At 63.3% G+C, this 16,471-nt stretch carries 19 protein-coding genes and 1 tRNA gene; 3 read left to right on the top strand and 17 right to left on the bottom strand.

The genetic code is table 11. The annotated features are described in order from the left end of the window. Window positions 1–980: hypothetical protein (locus MHY23_RS01340; protein ID WP_239306087.1), on the bottom strand; the 980-nt coding region annotated here is incomplete at its 3' end. A gap of 177 nt (window positions 981–1,157) precedes the next feature. Next, window positions 1,158–1,817 carry a DUF3558 family protein gene (locus MHY23_RS01335; RefSeq protein ID WP_239306086.1) on the bottom strand — a complete coding sequence of 220 codons (660 nt, stop codon included), beginning with the start codon at window positions 1,815–1,817 and terminating at the stop codon, window positions 1,158–1,160. A gap of 169 nt (window positions 1,818–1,986) precedes the next feature. On the opposite strand from MHY23_RS01335, the gene MHY23_RS01330 reads away from it, so the two are divergent. Both MHY23_RS01330 and mfd read left to right on the top strand, forming a co-directional pair. After that, the gene (locus tag MHY23_RS01330) at window positions 1,987–2,652 is read left to right on the top strand and encodes a TetR/AcrR family transcriptional regulator (RefSeq protein ID WP_083327966.1); all 666 of its coding nucleotides are present in this window, start codon (window positions 1,987–1,989) and stop codon (window positions 2,650–2,652) included. Between the two features lie 5 nt (window positions 2,653–2,657). Continuing rightward, window positions 2,658–6,302 (top strand): transcription-repair coupling factor, encoded by a 3,645-nt coding sequence (mfd, locus tag MHY23_RS01325; protein WP_239306085.1) that lies wholly within the window; start codon window positions 2,658–2,660, stop codon window positions 6,300–6,302. A gap of 20 nt (window positions 6,303–6,322) precedes the next feature. Here mfd and MHY23_RS01320 read toward each other — a convergent pair whose 3' ends face one another. Further along, window positions 6,323–6,976: a CPBP family intramembrane glutamic endopeptidase gene (locus MHY23_RS01320; RefSeq protein WP_239306084.1), complete on the bottom strand. Its 654-nt coding sequence runs from the start codon at window positions 6,974–6,976 to the stop codon at window positions 6,323–6,325. 43 nt (window positions 6,977–7,019) lie between these two features. Beyond that, window positions 7,020–8,345, bottom strand: coding sequence for an esterase-like activity of phytase family protein (locus MHY23_RS01315; protein ID WP_239306083.1), 1,326 nt, complete (start codon window positions 8,343–8,345; stop codon window positions 7,020–7,022). A 158-nt stretch (window positions 8,346–8,503) separates the two neighbouring features. Between MHY23_RS01315 and MHY23_RS01310 the strand changes: the two genes are divergently transcribed. Then, a tRNA-Leu gene (locus MHY23_RS01310) sits at window positions 8,504–8,577 on the top strand. A 253-nt stretch (window positions 8,578–8,830) separates the two neighbouring features. Here the strand turns inward: MHY23_RS01310 and MHY23_RS01305 are convergent. The 13 genes from MHY23_RS01305 to MHY23_RS01245 form a co-directional block, all read right to left on the bottom strand. Continuing rightward, window positions 8,831–9,367, bottom strand: a complete 537-nt coding sequence (locus tag MHY23_RS01305) for a phage protease (protein ID WP_239306082.1) — start codon at window positions 9,365–9,367, stop codon at window positions 8,831–8,833. A gap of 9 nt (window positions 9,368–9,376) precedes the next feature. Beyond that, window positions 9,377–9,757, bottom strand: a complete 381-nt coding sequence (locus tag MHY23_RS01300) for a capsid cement protein (protein ID WP_239306081.1) — start codon at window positions 9,755–9,757, stop codon at window positions 9,377–9,379. Window positions 9,758–9,766: 9 nt separating this feature from the next. Beyond that, window positions 9,767–10,663: a major capsid protein gene (locus MHY23_RS01295; protein WP_239306080.1), complete on the bottom strand. Its 897-nt coding sequence runs from the start codon at window positions 10,661–10,663 to the stop codon at window positions 9,767–9,769. Between the two features lie 2 nt (window positions 10,664–10,665). Then, window positions 10,666–10,881, bottom strand: coding sequence for a hypothetical protein (locus MHY23_RS01290; protein ID WP_239306079.1), 216 nt, complete (start codon window positions 10,879–10,881; stop codon window positions 10,666–10,668). A 3-nt stretch (window positions 10,882–10,884) separates the two neighbouring features. Further along, complete coding sequence (locus MHY23_RS01285) at window positions 10,885–11,379, bottom strand: hypothetical protein (protein ID WP_239306078.1); 495 nt, start codon at window positions 11,377–11,379, stop codon at window positions 10,885–10,887. Continuing rightward, a complete protein-coding gene (locus MHY23_RS01280) occupies window positions 11,318–11,689 on the bottom strand; it encodes a helix-turn-helix domain-containing protein (protein WP_239306077.1) in 372 nt (123 codons plus the stop codon). The genes MHY23_RS01285 and MHY23_RS01280 overlap by 62 nt, the downstream gene beginning before the upstream one ends. Before the next feature lie 325 nt (window positions 11,690–12,014). Then, window positions 12,015–12,329, bottom strand: a complete 315-nt coding sequence (locus tag MHY23_RS01275; RefSeq protein ID WP_239306076.1) for a hypothetical protein — start codon at window positions 12,327–12,329, stop codon at window positions 12,015–12,017. Window positions 12,330–12,421: 92 nt separating this feature from the next. After that, on the bottom strand, window positions 12,422–13,834 hold the full coding sequence (locus MHY23_RS01270; protein ID WP_239306075.1) for a phage/plasmid primase, P4 family: 1,413 nt from the start codon (window positions 13,832–13,834) through the stop codon (window positions 12,422–12,424). Between the two features lie 3 nt (window positions 13,835–13,837). Beyond that, complete coding sequence (locus MHY23_RS01265) at window positions 13,838–14,362, bottom strand: hypothetical protein (protein ID WP_239306074.1); 525 nt, start codon at window positions 14,360–14,362, stop codon at window positions 13,838–13,840. A gap of 211 nt (window positions 14,363–14,573) precedes the next feature. Beyond that, window positions 14,574–15,020, bottom strand: coding sequence for a hypothetical protein (locus MHY23_RS01260; protein WP_239306073.1), 447 nt, complete (start codon window positions 15,018–15,020; stop codon window positions 14,574–14,576). 69 nt (window positions 15,021–15,089) lie between these two features. After that, complete coding sequence (locus tag MHY23_RS01255; protein ID WP_239306072.1) at window positions 15,090–15,470, bottom strand: hypothetical protein; 381 nt, start codon at window positions 15,468–15,470, stop codon at window positions 15,090–15,092. Window positions 15,471–15,487: 17 nt separating this feature from the next. Further along, window positions 15,488–16,177 (bottom strand): hypothetical protein, encoded by a 690-nt coding sequence (locus tag MHY23_RS01250; protein WP_239306071.1) that lies wholly within the window; start codon window positions 16,175–16,177, stop codon window positions 15,488–15,490. 14 nt (window positions 16,178–16,191) lie between these two features. Beyond that, entirely contained in the window at window positions 16,192–16,380 is a 189-nt protein-coding gene (locus MHY23_RS01245; protein WP_239306070.1) for an AlpA family transcriptional regulator, read from the bottom strand. Between the last annotated feature and the right edge of the window lie 91 nt (window positions 16,381–16,471).

Genomic DNA, 16,471 nt, shown 5'->3' with positions numbered 1-16,471 from the left:
GCTGCGATGCGCTCGAAGGTCTCGGGGGTGGGGCGGCCGTACTGCTGGATGACCTCCGCCGGCGACTTGGCGTGCGCGAGGTCGCCGTAGCCGCGGCTGGTCAGCACCTCCCGAAGGCCCGGTGGAAGCTCGGTCGGCGTGTACGACGTTGTGGCCGGGGCGGGCACGTCGGTGCTGGCGTAGGGCGTCGACGGAAGCTTGCCCGCGTCCGGCAGCAGCCGGTTAAACGCAGGAATCGCCGGCTGGAGCCCGGAAGTGACGCGCATGGAATACGAGCTGAGGTAATCCGATTCGATCTGCGACTTAATCTTCGGATCTTCCGCGGCGGCGTAGGCGGCAGCGGCTGCGGAAGCGTACATACTCTCCGAGTCAGCGGCCATGCCAAGCGCCTCGGTGTGATTGGCGAGCGAACGCGAGTTAGCGACGTATTCCAAACCCGCATTCTGAATCTGGGTGACCTTCTTCATCGCCTCTTGGATCCAGACCGTGTCCGCGGACGTGCCCAGCGCGTGGTGGACGCCGTTGAGTTCCTCAATGGCGTCTTCGATGAGTTGGGCGTTGGAAGTCCAAAAGTCCGACGCCGAGTACGCCAGAGACGTATTGGTCAGGTTCAGATTCATTTCCGCGCCGAGCAGCGATGACTCGGACGCGGAGGACACCGCCGCGTTGTCGAACGTGTTGGTCTTCGGGTCCGCAGCCTTGAGCTGCTGGAAGCCCTGGGCGTACATCGGTGTTAGCGCAGCAGCTGGGCCGCCGAGCGGTGCCAGCAGTGAGCCCATCATCCCGGAGAACGACTCATCTGTTTGCTGCGTGTTGGTCAACGCCAGCCACAGGTTGTCCGCGGTGTGCTTCAGATACAGCGCGATGGCCTGGTTCGCCTCCGGCGCGCGCTCGTCCCCGATCGGGCTGAGCCGCTCGCCCGCCTCGTCCAAGCCGCCCGCGTCGGAGAACCCGGAGAGGGAGGCTCGAACGCCTGCCATACGCTTCGATGCCAAGCGATTTGACGTCTCCCGCAAGATATCGATGCCACGTTGAATCTGTCCTGTGTCTAACTGAACCCGCATGATTTCCCCCAAGTCTTACAACTTCAATTCGACTTTGAAGCGTAAACACTTGGTGGCCAGTAGAAAAGAGGTTGTCCACTAAAATGCGCAAGCCTAAAGGGAATTGTGTAATTCCTCGATGATTCGGATTGCGCGGTCGCAAGTCTCGCTCCGCTCATCGCGGCCGGGGAGACCAGGAACTCCTACGCTCAGCCCACCGCGGGTGGTGTCCACCTGGGCGAAGCATCCGGTGCTATTCGGGTCTTCGAAGTCGTATGTAAACAGGGTGGGGAGGAGACGCGATGTGTGGTCTCGAAAAACAGCGGCCTTCTCTTCAATCACTTCGCGATTGGCGGGGCTGTTAGAAATGTCTGCGATAGGTCGTCCGCGTGAGTCGAGTATTTCGCACGTGCTCAACCCCCGCGCCAGTCCCGCGTACTCCTCTGGGATCGGCTCGACGTTGTCGAAGCCGGCTGCGGCGAATTCCTCTGGCGAGATCTCGGTGCAGGGGTCGAAGATGTCGTCGCCGAGGGCGTAGGGGTCGAAGTCGCCGATTTCGAGGGTGCCGCTCTTGAAGTGGAACGCGGCGGGAGCATCAGCAGAACTGCCAGCAGCACTGTCACCGGAGTCGCCAGAATCACCCCTGGCTTCGGCGCTGTGCTCGTTTGCCTGGTGGTTGGCGGTGGGGGCCGGAGGGGCGTCGATAGGCGAGGGCTCCGAAGCGCACCCCGCGAGTACCCCGCATGCCATGAGCCAAGCGACGTGGCGTTTCATGTACCCCTCCAATAAAAAAGCTTCCCCACCAGGACTCGAACCTAGAATGACGGTACCAAAAACCGTAGTGTTGCCGATTACACCATGGGGAATAGCACCGCTGATTGTAGACCAGACCCGTCAACTGCCAAAGACGGGGTTAACACTACGACGCTCTAAGCTAGGGCGCATGGCTCGAAGGCGAATGACGGCACCCCAGCGCAGAGATCAGTTGATCGGAGTGGGCAGGCAAGCATTCGCCGAGCGGGGCCTCGACGGCATTTCCATGGAGGAGATCGCGGCGCGCGCCGGGGTGTCCAAGCCTGTGGTCTACGAGCATTTCGGCAGCAAGGAAGGCCTCTACCAGGAGGTTGTGCGGCTGGAAATGGCCCGGCTGGAGCACACGATCACGTCGAACATCCAGGCCGGCCCGTGGCGCGACCGCATCGAGCGCGGCGTGCTGGCGCTTTTGACCTACGTGGAGGAGGAAACGGACGGGTTTGTCATCCTCGCGCACGGGCAGCTGCCGGGGGAGGGCAGGACGTACTCGACGATCCTCAACCGCGTCACCGCCGAGGTGAGCTACCTGCTGGGGGAGGCGTTTAAGCACCGCGGGCTCGACGAGTCGATGGCGGGGCTGTACGGTCAGGCGCTTGTCGGCACCGTCTCCAATTCTGCGCTGTGGTGGCTGGACGAGCGCACGCCCGACAAGCACACCGTGGCGGCGCATATTTCCAACCTGTGCTGGAACGGGTTGCGGGGGATGGAGGCGCAGCCGCGCGTGTACGGAAGCGGCGAGGCGAGCGAAAGCGCGAGCGACGAGACAAGCGGCGAAACCGCAGAGAAGGATGCGTAAGACACATGACTGACACCACCCCGCCCGTGTTGGGCGGTTTGCTCACCGCGGCGCTGACGGACCCGAAGCTGAAAGGTCTGGTCACGCACGTGGGCGAGGATTCGCTGCACGTCACGGGCATTGACCAGGTGCGTTCTTGGGCGGCGGGCGCGATTGCGCGCGAGACGCCGGTGCTGCTTGTCACGGCCACCGGCCACGAGGCGGAGGATCTCGCCGCGGAGCTGAAGGCCATTTTGGGCGAGGAGAAGGTCGCGCAGTTCCCGGCGTACGAGACGCTGCCGCACGAGCGTCTTTCGCCGGCGCCGGACATTGTGGGGCGCCGCTCGAAGGTGCTGTGGGACATGCCGCGCGTGATCGTCGCGGCGGCGCGCGCGGTGTGCCAGTCGGTGCTGCCGCCGGCGGAGCCGATCAGCGTCGCGGTGGATGAGGAGCACGACTTCGAGGAGCTGACCGCGCAGCTGGTGCACTTCGCGTACAACCATGTGGACATGGTCGCGTCGCGCGGCGAGTTCGCCACCCGCGGCGGCATCATCGACGTCTTCCCGACCACCGCGCAAAACCCCGTGCGCATCGAATTCTGGGGCGACGAAGTCACCGACATCCGCTCCTTCGCCGTCGCGGACCAGCGCACCATCGAGGAGGTGCGCACGGTTGAGCTGCACCCCGCGAGGCAATTGCTTATCGACGACACCGTGGCCGCCAAAGCCGACGACCTCGCGCGAAAATTCCCCTCGAACCCGACGCTGTCGTCGCTGCTCGCCCGCATCTCGGAGAAGCAGCCCGCGGACGGCATGGAGGCGCTCATCCCGGTGCTGACGGACAAGCAGTATTCGGTGCTGCCGGAGCTCATGCCCGCCGGTTCCGTGGTGCTGGTGACCAACCCGGAGAAGGTGCGCGCCCGCATCGCCGACTTGGAGGCGACGGACCGCGAGTTCCTCGAGGCCGGCTGGGAGGCCGCGGCCATGGGCGCCGAGGGGCCTGTGGTGGTGGAGGGCCTGGACGTGTCCGCCTCCTCGTACCGGTCGTACGAGTCGCTGGAAATCTCCGCGTCCAAGGCCGGCAACGCCTGGTGGACTTTTGCCCCGCCAGGCATGTTCGCCGCCGACGACGCGGAGACGCTGCCGCTGGAGTTCGAGGCCGCGCCCGCGCCGAAGGGCGACCCAAAGGCGATCGAGCAGCTCTACGCCACGCTGAAACTCCACATAGGGCAGAACCACGGCAAGGTCGCCTTCGTGGCACCGGCGAAGGGCACCATCGACCGCATGGCGGAACGCCTGCGCGAGCACGGCGTGTCCGCGCGCGTAGCCACACCAGGCTTGGAGCCGGTCGAGGGGGCGGTGACCCTGTACCAGGCGCTGTCGCACGCGGGCCTGGTCTTTGGTGGCCCGAACCTCGTCGTGGTCACGGAAACGGACGTGACCGGCAACCGCGTCGGCGACATCGCAGGTGCTAAACGACGCGCCCCGCGCCGCCGCAACCGCGTCGACCCGCTCGCGCTGCAGCCCGGCGACTTCGTGGTGCACGACACCCACGGCATCGGCAAGTTCGTGAAGATGGCGGAGCGCACCGTCAAAGCCGGCGACGAGGACTCGCGCCGCGAATACATCGTGCTGGAGTACCAGCCCGCCAAACGCGGACAGCCCGGCGACCAGCTGTGGGTGCCGATGGAGTCTTTGGACCTGCTGAGTAAGTACACCGGGGGCGAGAAGCCGTCGCTTAGCAAAATGGGCGGCTCCGACTGGAAGTCCACCAAGCGCAAGGCGCGCGCCGCGGTGCGCGAGATCGCCGGCGAGCTGGTGGAGCTCTACGCCAAGCGCCAAGCCGCGCCGGGCCACGCGTTCGCGCCGGACACCCCGTGGCAGCACGAGATGGAAGACGCCTTCCCGTTCGTGGAGACCGAAGACCAGCTCACCGCCATCGAAGCGGTGAAGGCGGACATGGAAAAGCCCACGCCGATGGACCGCGTCATTGTTGGTGATGTGGGCTTCGGCAAAACCGAGGTCGCCGTGCGCGCCGCGTTCAAGGCGGTGCAGGACGGCAAGCAGGTCGCGGTGCTCGTGCCCACGACGCTTCTGGCCCAGCAGCACTTCTCCACGTTCAACCAGCGCATGGACGGTTTCGGCGTGACCGTGCGCGAACTGTCGCGCTTCACCACCGCCGCCGATTCGAAGAAGATCATTTCGGGACTTGCGGACGGTTCGGTGGACATCGTCATCGGCACCCACCGCCTACTGCAGACGGGCGTGCAGTGGAAGAACCTCGGGCTGATCATCGTGGACGAGGAGCAGCGCTTCGGCGTCGAGCACAAGGAACACATCAAGGCGCTCAAATCGCACGTGGACGTGCTGACCATGACCGCAACGCCGATCCCGCGCACCCTGGAGATGTCGCTGACCGGCATCCGCGAGATGACCTCCATTACCACCGCGCCGGAGGACCGCCACCCGGTGCTGACCTACGTGGGCCCGCAGGAGGACAAGCAGGTCGCCGCCGCAATCCGCCGCGAGCTGCTCCGCGACGGCCAGGTCTTCTACATCCACAACAAAGTCTCCGACATTGAAAAGACCGCCCGCCAGCTGCGCGAGCTGGTCCCAGAGGCACGCATCGTGGTCGCCCACGGCCAGATGAGCGAGCAGGTGCTCGAGCAGACCGTGCAGGGTTTTTGGAACCGCGACTGCGACGTCATGGTCTGCACCACCATCGTGGAAACCGGCCTGGACATCGCCAACGCCAACACCCTGATCGTGGAAAACGCCCAGAACATGGGCCTGTCCCAGCTGCACCAGCTGCGCGGGCGCGTGGGCCGTTCCCGCGAGCGCGCGTACGCCTACTTTTTGTACCCGAAGGACAAAACGCTCACGGAGACCTCCTACGACCGCCTGGCCACCATCGCCCAGAACAACGATTTGGGTTCCGGCATCGCCGTGGCGCAAAAGGACCTGGAGATGCGCGGCGCCGGCAACGTGCTGGGCGCCGAGCAGTCCGGCCACATCGCCGGCGTGGGCTTTGACATGTACGTCCGCCTAGTCAGCGAGGCCGTGGAAACCTTCAAGGGGCTCATGAGCGGCGAGCCCATCGACGCCACTGACAAGGGCCCGAAAGAGATCCGCGTGGACCTGCCCGTCGACGCCCACATCCCGGAGAGCTACATCAACTCCGAACGACTGCGCCTGGAGGTCTACCGCAAGCTCGCGGAAGCGCGTGACGACGACGCCCTGACCGCCGCCGCCGACGACATGATCGACCGCTTCGGCGCCCTGCCGCCAGAGGTCGAACACCTCATGGCCGTGGCGCGGCTGCGCAACCAGGCCCGCCAGGTCGGCGTCGCGGACATCCTCACCCAGGGCAGCCGCATCAAGCTGCACCCGGTGGAGTTGCCGGACTCCAAGCAGGTGCGCCTCAAGCGCCTCTACCCGGGCGCGAACTTCCGCGCCGCGGCGAAGGCGCTGCAGGTGCCGATGCCGCGCGAAGGCGGGGCGAAGCGGGCGCTGAACGCGCCGAACCTGCGCGACCTGGAGCTTTTGCAGTGGGTCGCCGACTTCATGACGGAGATGCTCGACGCCCCGAAGATCTCCGTCGCGGGTGCTGCGGCGGATTCTGCGGCCGCAGACAAGGCGCCGAAGAAGAAGGTGTTTTCCGTCAGCGAGTAGCAGGGCTGCTGAGAGCCTGCCTAGAAAAAGTGCGGCAGGATCAGCAGCATGCCAATACTCCACGTCAGGTGCGCCGCGATAGGGGAGTAGAGCCTGCCGGTTTTCACGGACTCGTAGTAGGTCACCGCCCCCAGCACGCTGGCGGCGAAGACCAGAAGCGGCACGCCCATCACGCAGGTGACCAGGCAGTAGGCCAGCGTGGACCACACACCTGCCTGCACCACCGACTGGCCCATGCCGCGCAGCTGGCGCGGCACTGCGTCGCGGAAGACCATCTCCTCGCCGGCGCCGTTGACCACCAGCACCAGCAGGGTGAGAAAGTACCCGCCCTTGTTCGGGGTCTGCAGCAGCTCCGCCGCCGGGCCGGCCAGCAACGGGATATGCTGCACCACCAGCGCGCCGAAGACGAACACAACCGCGAGGGTGGCGCCGATGAGGGTGCCCCGGAGGACGTCGAGAAGCTTGCGGGGCCCCGCGAACGTCTGGCGGCTGCCCCACAGCCACCACGCGGCCGCGTAGACCACCGCCGTAAACGCGGTGGCCCAGTAGAAGCCGGCGGTGCCGTCGCCGGCGCGGCGCGCGAGAAACAGGCCGAGTGCGCCGAGCGCGCACGGCACCAAGAACAGCCATTGCCTGGTCACGCGGGGCCTTTGTCCGTCAACTTCCGCAAACACGGAAGCTAAGGTTACCGGCCCGCAGGCCAAGCATCCCCGGTTGCTACTTCACGGAGAAGATGATCATCTCGGTGTCGTCGGGCTTGCCGCGGTAGCGGCCGTCGTCGCCCGGGAAGTTGTTGTCCAGCGCGGTGAGGTAGCGGCCGTCCTCCAGCTGGACAATGGTTTCGACGCTGAGCAGCGCGAATTGGAACGGGTCGCCGACGCCGTAGGCGCGGGCGTCGGAAACCATGCCGATCTTGGACGGGTTGGCGATGTCGAGCAGGTCCGCCATGAGTTCCTTCTTCACCGTGGAGCCGGGCTTCGCGTCCGCGAAGTCCTTGACCTCGAAGACCTTCTTCAGCTGCGCGTCCGAGCCGCGGAAATCGTCGCGCTCGAGCATGAGCAGGCGGCCGTCCTTGGTCAAAAACGCGTCGCCGATCAGGGCGTCGTCGCCTTCTGCAAGGTAGTTCCAGGTCTTGCCGGTGTACTTGCCGGTTTCGGTGTCGAACTGGGAGATCACGCGCTCGCGCTTGTCAGTGGCGCTGTCCAGGTAGCCCTCGAAGATGGGGTACAAGTAGCGGCCGTCGGTGGCCATCGCTTCGAAGCCCTTGGAGTTGCGCAGGTTCGGCTTTTCGTCCTTGCCCAGGGTCGGGTTCGACGGGCTCTTTACGCCGGGGTAGGGGTACGGGGCGTCGAGAAGCGTGCCGTCCTTGTCCACGTGCAGGATGTAAGGGCCGAACTCCTCGCCGACCCAGAAGGTGCCGTCTGCCGCGCGAACGAAGGACTCCGGGTCGAAGTCGGCGCCGGTGAGCAGGCGGTCCTTGGTGTCGTTGTTGACGATCTCCCACGGGATTGTGTTGTTCGGGTCCTTCAGCGCGACGTAGTCCAGCACGTCGATTCCGCCGACGTCCTTCGGGTCCTTCGCGGTCTCTGCGGTCTCCCAGTTCGGCTTCACCGTGTAGATGCGCAGCAGGAAGTCCGACGAGTTCTGCTTCGAGCCGAAACCGTTGTCCGGCAGGGCGTAGAACTCGCCGTCGCCCTTTTCGATCATGCCGGAAAAGCCCGGGATGACCTGGCCTTTAAACGGGTGGGTCTGGCCGTTGCCGTCGAAAGCGTCCTTGCCGGAATCCGGGCCCGGGGCCTGGTAGAGCGCCGACAGCTTCGCGCGGGCCTCCAGGGTGGGGCCCTGGGCTTCCGGAGCGGGTGCTGCGGGGGCAGTGGTGCGGTCGCTGGAGCCGGTTGCCTCCGAGCTGCCACCGGCGGCGGCACCGATCGCGCCGCCGACGAGGCCGCCGACAATGAACGCGCCTGCGACAGCCGCGATGAGCTGCTCGAGGTTGAGGTTCTTGATGATCTGGTCGAGCGGGGGAGGGAGCTGAATAGTCATGTGCCACTGCCTTTACTGTCGTTCAGAAGCTGAGCGCAAACTCAGGCGAAACTTAGTTTTCGCACAATGAGTGTAGGGCGGGGAGGCCGGCTCCGCTCGGTGAAAAAGCCGACCGATTCCCGCCCGGAGGCGCGGGGGAAGTACGATGTTTCCCCGTCGCCCCTATAGCCCAATTGGCAGAGGCAGCGGACTTAAAATCCGCCCAGTGTCGGTTCGAGCCCGACTGGGGGCACGTTTATCAGGCGAAACGATTGTAGAAGCTGCCGATCGCCGGTTGAGGTGTCCGAAAAATGTCCATTTAAAAACGTGCCGCCATCGCGCGCGCGTGTTGTCGGCCGTGCACGTCAACTCGACCGGAAAGCCGGATACCTCTATAACGCGCGCGACCCCCCTTATCTCGGGGAGAGAGAAACCTGACTCGGGTGGCGCGGTGCTCAGTCAGGGGCGGGGGTGCCGAAGATTATTGGGGGTGACCCACCATTGGCCTACCGAACCCATCCCCTTGGCATATCCCCACTGTCGCCCGCTTCGGGGTCGATACCGTAGCCGATCTCCATGCGGGGAATCTCGCCACCGCGATTAAGCGCGTGAAGGGTGGCTTCGGGGTCTTGGCCGTACGCGGCAATCCAACGTTCTCGTTGGCTCGCGCTGGTCTTGCCAAGACGAATGGCCTGGTCGACAACTTGCTCGGCGGCGAGACGATGCTGCTGCTTCTCGGCTGTCATACCGACTTTGAGCGAACGCTGCATGTCTCTCCATACAACCGGGTCGATGATGATTGGCTGTTTGATTTCGGCGTCGGCAGCTGCGATCTTGTCGTTTTCTTCTGCTGTCGCTCTACCTTCGGCGAGTTCGGTGACGGCTGCGAGGATGTCTGCGGCGTCAGCGGTGTCTTCGAGCTCGAGCGTGGCGGTGAGAGTCTCCCACTGCTCGACGCTGAACGTCGGTGCTGTTGCCGACTCGTCTTCATTGGCGGGGGTGCTGAAGGTGAGACGCTGGTTTTTGCGGTTGAACAGGTTCACGGTGGCTCCTTAGTGCGCAAGGCTGATGAGGGCGTCGGTGTTGGCTTCGGCGTCGTCTGCGGCCCATCCGACAACGGTTCCGGTGGTCGCTTTGGTTGCGCGGCCGCCGTCGCCTACCTCGATCGGGTCGCCAGCTTTAAGCGCGACCTCCGTGGTGACGGTGATGACGCGGGCGGAGCCGCGGGCCACTCCGACGAGCTGGTCAGTTTTGGCGTCGTACTTCGCTACGCCTGCGACGGGCTCGCCGGCGGCTGCGGGGCGCACTGCGATGTTGCTGGTGCGCATCGGCCCGCCGTAGGCGACAAAGGTCTTGCCGGAAACGTCTACCGTTGCGACAGCGGTGAGGTCGGTGCCGGGGTTGAACCGGTCACGGGTTTGGTTGGTGTACATCTTCGCTCCTTATGCGTGGTACTCGATGGTTGCAATCGCAGCGGGCATGGTGATGCCCATGACCGGCATGGCGTAGGCCTGCACCCAGGTTTGGCGGTGGTGCTCGTCGCGCCACGTCGTGACGGTGAGCGGCTCCTCAAACTTCACGAAGCCGGCCTTCCCGGGGTCGACGAGATAGCTTCGATCGTCCGGCACGAAGGTGGAAGTGATGAGTTCAAGGCCGTAGGTATCGAGGAGCGGCTTGAGGTCTTGGCCGTAGGCGATGAGCATCTCAGCGCGCGTGCGCGGGGAGACGAGCATCTTCGTGTACTCGATTCCCAGCTCCTTGCTTTCGGCGACTGCGAAGAGGTGGGCGATCATTGAGATGGGCCGCTCGACTGGCGGGGTGATGAGCTCCGGTGCGCCGTCTAGCCGAACGTTCTCCCACGATGCCCCGGCGTGCACTCCGACGATTGTTTCACCGGCTGCTTCGGCGGCTTGTACGGTTTCGATCGCTCGCTGGTTCAGCTTGCGGGTGACGGTGTTTGCAAGGACGGTGACGTCGTTGTCGAAGCTGACGTTGTCGTTGCGGCGGCGTGCTTCGTCGGAGACGGCGAACTTGCCGCCGTAGTCTTCGACGCGGGCGAGCTCGTCGACCGGGCGCTCGCGGTAAACGATGCCGTATTCGTCGCCTGGCTGTCGTGCGGTGACGTCGTTGTCGGTGTAGAAGTTCTTCTCGGTGGTTTTCGAGAAGATGACCGCGCCGCCCTGTACCGGGGTGGAATCGGTCGAGAAGATCGTCTCGACGAGAAGGTCGCGGCCTGCGACTTCGGCGACTCGTTCGGTGATGGTGGTTGGGTTGTTAAGCGCTTCGTCGACGGAAATGACGCCGTCGTTGTAGTCGGCGCGTGCTGGGTAAAAGCCCATCGTTAGGACTCCTTCGTGTTGTCTGCTGCGGCTTGGCCGGCGACGTAGCCGATGAACCATGCTGCGAGGTTGGACGGTTCGCGGTAGGCAGGGCTGTTTTCAACGCCGTTGAGGGTGAAGGCGTAGCCGTTCGCGCCGCCGGCTTCTGGCTTGAGGTTGAGGTCGATCGGACAGTGGCTCATTACGTCGCGGATCGAGATTGGGGCAATTTGAGCCATTGGCTAGGACTCCTTTGCGAGTAGTTCTTGTAGTGAGGGCAGGTCGGTGACGGCGGGCCAAGACGCGCCGAGTAGCGCGAGCCCGGTGATTGCGAAGCGGTAGATGCGGCCGTTGGTTTCGTAGTTCGCGCATGCTTCGATACTTCGCTGCGGGTAATGCTTCGCCATATCGGTGGCGAGCCATTGCGGCACGTCGACCAGATCTCCGATGAGGGTGGCACCACGGTCAGCTACACGTAAGTTCTCGATGTGCCCAAGTGCTGGGGTGCCGTCGAAGCGGGGGTCACCGTGGCCCAGTTTGAGAACGGGATGCGGTAGCCGGCGTGCCGCTGCTGCGGCGGCTACGAGGTCGGCGCGGGTGATTTCGACCGGGCCGGTCGATGCTTGCCATTTGCCGACGCGGGCGAGCTCGATGCCGGGGAATGAGCAGAAGCGACTATCGCCGGTGGTCTCGGTAGACTTCGACGTCTTCGCGATTGAAGCGCCACTGGCCGCCATTTTTAACGCCGGGGAGAAGTTTTCTCGCGGCGAGTGCGCGGACGTTTCGGTCGGTACAACCCAAAAGCGCGGCGGTGGTGGCGGTGTCGATCTGCTCATGCTCAAGATGGTCTTCGATCTCGATATACTCCGGTTCCGTTGTTCCGGCGGCGGAAACGAGGTCGGTAGCCAGCGCGAGGGCGCGGGGGTTGATTCGCGCGCCGTGGCGGTTGGCGAGGTCGGCGGCGGCAAAGATGGTTTCGGCAAGTTCTCGGGCGTCACCCGCCGCGATTATGACGCTGTTCTCCGTTACGGTAATTGGGCGCATCATGGGCTTCTCCGGCGTTGTTTTCCGGAGCTGGCGGCCCACACACCTTCAGCGTTGCGGGGAATTCGGATGCCGCACTTCGCGAGAATCGGGCAACTACGGCATTGCCCCTTCGCCCACTCGATGCGCTCGTCGTAATCGGTTTGCGATTCGCCCTTGAGCCGGTCGGTGTCGAAGCGTGGCGCCTGGCCCACACACCGGCCTTGGCGTAGGTCGTAGGTCGGTTGAATCTGCTTGACGAATCGCAGTAGTGCGGGTCCGGGCATTCGCACCGGGGCGGCGGCGACTTCGGCGCGTGTTGGTAGCGGCGGGCGTGCGGGCTCGTCTTTCATGCTGCACCGCTTTCCATCGTGTCGACGATGCGGTTAACAAGCTCAAAGGCGTGACGAGCTTCGAGTTCTAGCGTGATGTAGAGCCCGTTTGTCATGTGGGCTCGAATGCAGACTCGTCGTTTTCTTTTGCTGTTTAGGTGCCTGTCGATGGTGATTTCGGTGGTTTTCCAACCGTGTACGGGTTGACTAAGGCGGGCGCGGATGGGTTCGGCGGCGGGCTGGTTGTTTTCTGGGGGGAGTTTTGTGCTCGGAACATGTTCCGGGCGTTCCTGCTGGTCATTGGGTTGATGGGTTGTGTTCCGAACATTCATCGTTGTGTTCCTGTTCTGTTCTGCGTGTTCTTTTGTTCCTGGGAACAAGGGGAATATGTGGGTTGAGCTGGTGGAACATTTGGAACATGTTCCTAGGCGGTTCTTTGTGAGACTTGCCAAGCAGTAGGGTTCTGCGCGCGTTTCACACCGAAGATGCGGCGAGCTTTCGGGTGGCCGTCGACTGCGGTGTTTTTGTGTTCAATGCGTGGGTCGGTGGCTTTGAGTGCTTGCGCGAAAGAGGATTGTTTGACGGCTCCGATACCGACTTCTTCACACCACGTCCTGTAGTCGCCGTGAATGTCGCGAAGTAGAACGTGATCTTCTGGGTTGCCGGTGAGTGTGTAGTTCTCGTGATCGTCGAGGAAGGTTGCGACGGGTTGTGAGACGTCGGCGAGCATCTCGGTTAGGCCGGCCATTGTCTGCGGGGTGGTGAAGGTGCCGGCGGATTCGAGGTCGCGAAGGCCTTCGAGTGCCCAAAGGAAGATGCCGGGGAGTTCTGCGGCGAGTTTGGCTCCGAGCTCCGGGTCGGGGTTGTCGGCGTGGGAGCGTTTGAGCTCGATGGAGACGAAGCGGTTGACGAGCGCGCCGGATGCGTCGGTGAGTCGAGGTATCTCGTTGGAAACGAGCATGAAACGGGTGTTGAGCCGGCCGTTCCACGCTTCGTGGTACTTGCGGTCGATGGTCTGTGCGTCGCCGCCGGTGATGCCGATGATGCGTTCGACGGTTTGGCCGATGTTTCGGTCGCGGTCGTTGCGGGTGTCTTCGAACACTGCGAAGGTCTTGCCGATTAGGACTTGTGCGCCGAAGTTGGTGCCGAGTGTGCCGAAGCTTGGGGATACGGAGTTTTGCGTGCCGACGAGCTGTTGGAGCACTCGCGAGATGGTGCCTTTGCCCGAGCGGGGCGGGCCGATAAGCATGAGTGCCTTATGCAGGTCGGTTCGGCCGCTAATGAGGTAGCCGGCCCATTGTTGGAGTGTGCGGGCGGCGTCCGGGTCGTGAGCGAAGGTCTGTTTGAGAAACGCCTTCCACTGCGAGCATGTCGCCTTCGGGTCGTACGGGAAGGGCAGGTGCCACAGCGTGAACAGTGCCGGCGTGTGTCCTTTGGTGAAGGTGCCGGTGCGGAAGTTGAGCACTCCGTTGTCGAGGGCGATTAGTGCCTTCGGGTTGTCGCTGGTGCGGCCGTCGAGCCAGATCGGCGGTTCGGCGGTGTCTGCGAGACGGTTGAGCCACTGTAACGGCTCGATGGTGTTGGCAACCTTCGCCGGTGTCGGTGAGTAGTCGACAAGACCTTTTTCGCCTTCGTACTGTGTTTGCTCTAATCGTTCCCAGATTGGGCCTTTGACTTCGAGCTCGTCGACCGGCGACCAAGACCGGCCGTTGTAGCGATACCAGCCGTGTTTGAGCCAGTAACGAAGCGTAGGAATACCGTTGCGGCTGAACACGTCGGTATTGAGTGCGTGAGCGACAGCGAACGGCTTCGAGGGCGGCGGATAGATCGAGTCCAAACCTTATGCACCTTCCTTTTCCACGACGTGAAGGGTTGGTGTGTGGCCGGTGCGGGCGTGTATGTCGAGCATGGTTTGACGGTCGCGGGACATGCGTTCAACGAGCTCGTCGAGCGGTGCGATGTCGTGGTCGCCGTAGGTGTAGACGTCACCGATTTTCTGGCGAAGGTGATCTTCGGCGATTCGGCGAGCAAGTGCTTTCAGCCGGTGCTTCGCGGGGGTGTACGCGACGGCCGGGGCGACGAGGTCGTGCCAGTAGCGGCGCATCGGTTCCTCGTCGAGGTGGCCTTCGTCGCGAAGGTAGTCGTTGACGTCGGTAGGGGCGAGCTGTTTCAGGGCAAAACCGGAGTCGATGCCGGCGCGGGCGACGGTGGTGATTGCGGCGAGTACGGTTCGGGCTTGCCAGTGGGGCAGATCGTCGGTGTGGATGTGGCGGGTGCCGTCGTAGGCTTCGCGGTTGGTTGATTCGAAGAGAAGCGCGGCGAGGTATTCGAGTGTGTGCGCTTCGCGGGGGTGAAGGTGTTTCAACTGACTGTTCCTAACGTGAGGTAGGTGTCTGCGGCATATTGAGTTGTGTGGGTGACGGCTCCCCAGTGGCCGCCGGGGACTTGCACGCCCGGTGTCTGCTAGTCGGCCCGTTTTACGTCACTTGACGTTTGTGAGTAGGTGGTTAAGGTCGAGTGCTTCGAGAAGTGATGCGGCTTCGACTTCGAGAATCTGGTCGGCCTGATCGAGAAGGTCATTCATCGTCGTTCACCTCGCCCCATGACGAGATGCCGAGCTCGGCGAGTGCGGCATCGTCTTCAGCGAGAAGCGCGTCGAGCAACTTCGTCACTGTTTCGGTGTCGCCTGCGCGGTGAGCTTCGATAAGTTCGTAGTGCATATCTGCTTCGCGCATGCGACGTCGGTGAGCTTCTTCGTTCGCCCGTTGCTGGCGAAGTTGCTCTTCTTTCTTTCGCCGCTCTTCTTCGGCGTGGGCGACTGCGGTGTCGACACATGCCGGGCAAAGCTGCGCGGGGCGCGCTCCGTCGCTCATGTCGAGGTAATCAGCGGCGTCTACAAACACTGTTCGACGGTTCTCTTGGAGAATGTCGCACTCGCCCCAGGTATCCAGGCGTCCGTTCGTTCGGTGCGGTAGGTGGAGTTCAACCGGTCGTGCGGTATTGTTCTGGTTGAGGTTCGGCATATCTACTTGCTCCTTTGCCCCGGTAGTCGTTGGCGCGGTTGCCGGGGTTTTCTCGTTGATTGGGGACATTTAGGACACCAGCCCTTCAAGGTGGAACGGGCTTCCAGCGCGGGGGCATCCGAGCAACTTCTCGGCGAGAGCGCCGGCGATATTGGCCGTACGCTCAACCTCGAAAACTTCGGGACGCTTCTCGGCGAAGAAATCGAGCCCGCGCTGAATCTGCCGCGAGTACTCGAGAAAGGCTGTGCGGGAGTGCCCCTTCGGGTCATGTCCCGTTCCAAGCGCTAGTGCTTCTTCGAGATCTTCGATTGTCGATTGGATGCCAGCGGCGAAAGTTACGTTTTCATCTGTTTCCGAGCGGTCGGTGGCGTTGGCCGCTTCGTACATGGCGGCGGCGTGAGTTATAGCTGCGGACTTCAGGAAGTACTCGAGCTGCTTCTGGTTGAGCATTTTTCCTCTCTAGGGAATTACGCGACGTAGCCGTCTTCTAGGCCGTCGAAGTAGCGGTCGGCATCCGCCGAGCGGGTCAACAGCCGGAAGCCTTCGCCGGGGTGGTTGATGTGTTGCGCAGGCGCGACGAAGGTCTGCTTGCCGTCGTTGGCGATGTGCGGCACGACGGTAGACACCGGCATGCCGTTCGAGTAGACGGCCGGGTCTTCGTCAGTGCCCCGGTGGCGCATGTACTCGACCCGAATAAGCTCTTGCGTTTGCTCGATTACGGCGCGGACAGTGCCGAGCTCGGCGGTGTCCGGGCACTCGTCGAGCGTGTCGAGAGCGACGTCGAGCGGAGCACCAAGGTGCAGGTACCGCAAAGAGTCAACCGGCGAATAATCCATGCGCGACGAGTGGGAATCTTCGGCACCTTCGGCACCTTCGAGGGAATCTTCCGGGGCGAGATCGGCCGAGCGTTGAGCTACGGCATCGAGGGCGTCGCTCCACGATTCGACCTTCACGGTCTCGACGCACTCTTCGTTGTCGTAAACCATGACGATGAAACCGGCGTTGTCCTTGATCGCGTAGATCTCGAAGCGGTCGGAGAGCGCGTTTGCGATTTCGCGCGCGGCGTCCAGGTCGAGACCTTCGGCGAAGGTGCGGGGCTCGTCGAGAAGGACTGCGGCAGTGTTGCCGCGCTTCTCGACCGTAGGGATAAACAACATGGGGTTCCTTTCGGCTAGGCGGTCGCAGGCAGCTCGTCCAGGCCGAGCGCGTCGAGAAGCGGCTTCGTCGGTACGACATAGCGGCCATTGATCTTTAAGACCGGTGTCGGAAACTTACCGGCGCGTGCTGCGTTGTATGCGCCGCTCCTGCTAATGCCGAGCAGATCGGCAGCGACAGGGATAGAGACAGTGGGGGTGGTCATCACCCCTCCTTTCGACTGGAATAAGGTCAATTCAGTTGTCAATATCGAGCACGATGTCTCGATAACAGTCAAACTAGACGTTATTGACTGG

Origin of the sequence: Corynebacterium sp. ACRQP, from assembly GCF_022345915.1 — a bacterium.
In the GTDB taxonomy this organism is placed as follows: Bacteria; Actinomycetota; Actinomycetes; order Mycobacteriales; family Mycobacteriaceae; genus Corynebacterium; species Corynebacterium lehmanniae.
Note: the sequence above shows the minus strand (reverse complement) of the source record. Positions and strands in the feature narration are given on the sequence as shown.